We start from the raw sequence: 2,474 nt of genomic DNA, 5'->3' as shown, positions 1-2,474 counted from the left end.
ACCTGGACCGGCCGCTCGGAGCCGTGGAAGACGAGCTTGGACTTGTCGATGTCGTTCGGGTCGCCCTCGCAGTCCACCACGACGATCTGACCCGGGGTCAGCTCGTTGAACAGGATCCGCTCGGAGAGGTTGTCCTCGATGTCGCGCTGGATCGTGCGGCGCAGCGGCCGCGCGCCCAGCACCGGGTCGAAGCCCTTGAGCGCCAGGTACTTCTTGGCGTTGTCGGTCAGCTCCAGGCCCATGTCCTTGTTACGCAGCTGGGTCTCGATCCGGGCGATCATGATGTCGACGATCGACAGGATCTCGTTCTGACGCAGCTGGTGGAAGACGATGGTGTCGTCGATCCGGTTGAGGAACTCGGGCCGGAAGTGCTGCTTCAACTCGTCGTTGACCTTCTGCTTCATCCGGTCGTAGTTCGACTCGGAGTCCTCCGACGCCTGGAAACCCAACGACACCGCCTTGGCCACGTCCCGGGTACCCAGGTTGGTGGTCAGGATGATGACCGTGTTCTTGAAGTCCACGATCCGACCCTGACCGTCGGTCAGCCGACCATCCTCCAGAATCTGCAGCAGCGTGTTGAACACATCCGGGTGGGCCTTCTCGATCTCGTCGAACAGGACCACCGAGAACGGCCGACGACGCACCTTCTCGGTCAGCTGCCCACCCTCGTCGTAACCGACGTAGCCAGGAGGCGCACCGACCAGCCGGGACACCGTGTACCGGTCATGGAACTCGGACATGTCCAACTGAATCAGGGCGTCCTCGGACCCGAACAGGAACTCCGCGAGCGCCTTGGACAACTCGGTCTTACCCACACCCGACGGACCGGCGAAGATGAACGAGCCAGACGGACGCTTCGGATCCTTCAGACCGGCCCGGGTACGCCGGATCGCCTTCGACACCGCCTTGACCGCGTCCTCCTGGCCGATGACGCGCTTGTGCAGCTCGTCCTCCATGCGCAGCAGACGCGAAGTCTCCTCCTCGGTCAGCTTGTAGACCGGGATACCCGTCCAGTTCCCCAGCACCTCGGCGATCTGCTCGTCGTCGACCTCACTGACGACGTCCAGGTCACCGGCCTTCCACTCCTTCTCCCGCTGCGCCTTCTGCCCGAGCAACTGCTTCTCCTTGTCACGCAGCTGGGCAGCACGCTCGAAGTCCTGCGCGTCGATCGCGGACTCCTTGTCACGACGCACCTGAGCAATCCGCTCATCAAAATCACGCAGGTCCGGCGGCGCGGTCATCCGACGGATCCGCATCCGGGCACCCGCCTCGTCGATCAGGTCAATCGCCTTGTCCGGCAGGAACCGATCGGAAATGTACCGATCAGCAAGAGTCGCCGCCGCCACCAGAGCCGCGTCAGTGATCGACACCCGGTGATGCGCCTCATACCGGTCCCGCAGCCCCTTCAGTATCTCAATCGTGTGCGCCAGCGACGGCTCACCCACCTGAATCGGCTGGAAACGACGCTCCAACGCGGCGTCCTTCTCCAGATGCTTGCGGTACTCATCCAGCGTGGTCGCGCCGATGGTCTGCAACTCACCACGAGCCAGCATCGGCTTGAGGATGCTCGCCGCGTCGATCGCACCCTCCGCAGCACCCGCACCCACCAGGGTGTGGATCTCGTCGATGAACAGAATGATGTCGCCCCGGGTACGGATCTCCTTGAGCACCTTCTTCAGACGCTCCTCGAAGTCACCCCGATAACGCGAACCCGCCACCAACGCGCCCAGGTCGAGCGTGTAGAGCTGCTTGTCCTTCAGCGTCTCAGGCACCTCACCCTTGATGATCTTCTGAGACAGCCCCTCCACCACAGCCGTCTTACCGACACCAGGCTCACCGATCAGGACCGGGTTGTTCTTCGTCCGGCGGGAGAGCACCTGCATCACCCGCTCGATCTCCTTCTCCCGCCCGATCACCGGGTCAAGCTTGCCCTCCCGAGCCGCCTGAGTCAGATTCCGGCCGAACTGGTCCAGCACCAGACTGGTCGACGGCGCCGCCTCACCCGGCGCAGTGCCAGCAGCCGCCGGCTCCTTGCCCTGATAGCCGGAGAGCAACTGAATCACCTGCTGGCGGACCCGGTTGAGGTCAGCACCAAGCTTCACCAGCACCTGAGCGGCGACGCCCTCACCCTCACGGATCAGACCCAGCAGGATGTGCTCCGTACCGATGTAATTATGGCCAAGCTGCAGAGCCTCCCGCAGCGACAGCTCCAGCACCTTCTTGGCCCGCGGCGTGAACGGAATATGCCCACTCGGCGCCTGCTGACCCTGGCCGATGATCTCCTCCACCTGCTGGCGGACACCCTCCAGGGAGATCCCCAAGCTCTCCAGAGCCTTGGCCGCGACGCCCTCACCCTCATGGATCAGGCCCAACAAAATGTGTTCCGTACCGATGTAGTTGTGGTTGAGCATCCGGGCCTCTTCCTGGGCCAGGACGACAACCCGTCGCGCTCGGTCGGTGAACCGCTCGAACAT

General features: G+C 63.5%; 1 protein-coding gene. It reads right to left on the bottom strand.

Annotation, left to right across the window (positions count from 1 at the left end):
- The coding region (locus Vqi01_RS30140; RefSeq protein ID WP_239098779.1) for an ATP-dependent Clp protease ATP-binding subunit at positions 1–2,474 on the bottom strand (2,474 nt) is incomplete at its 3' end.

The organism is Micromonospora qiuiae (genome assembly GCF_016863555.1).
GTDB classification, from domain to species: Bacteria; Actinomycetota; Actinomycetes; order Mycobacteriales; family Micromonosporaceae; genus Micromonospora; species Micromonospora qiuiae.
This window is presented reverse-complemented; position numbering and strand designations above follow the sequence as displayed.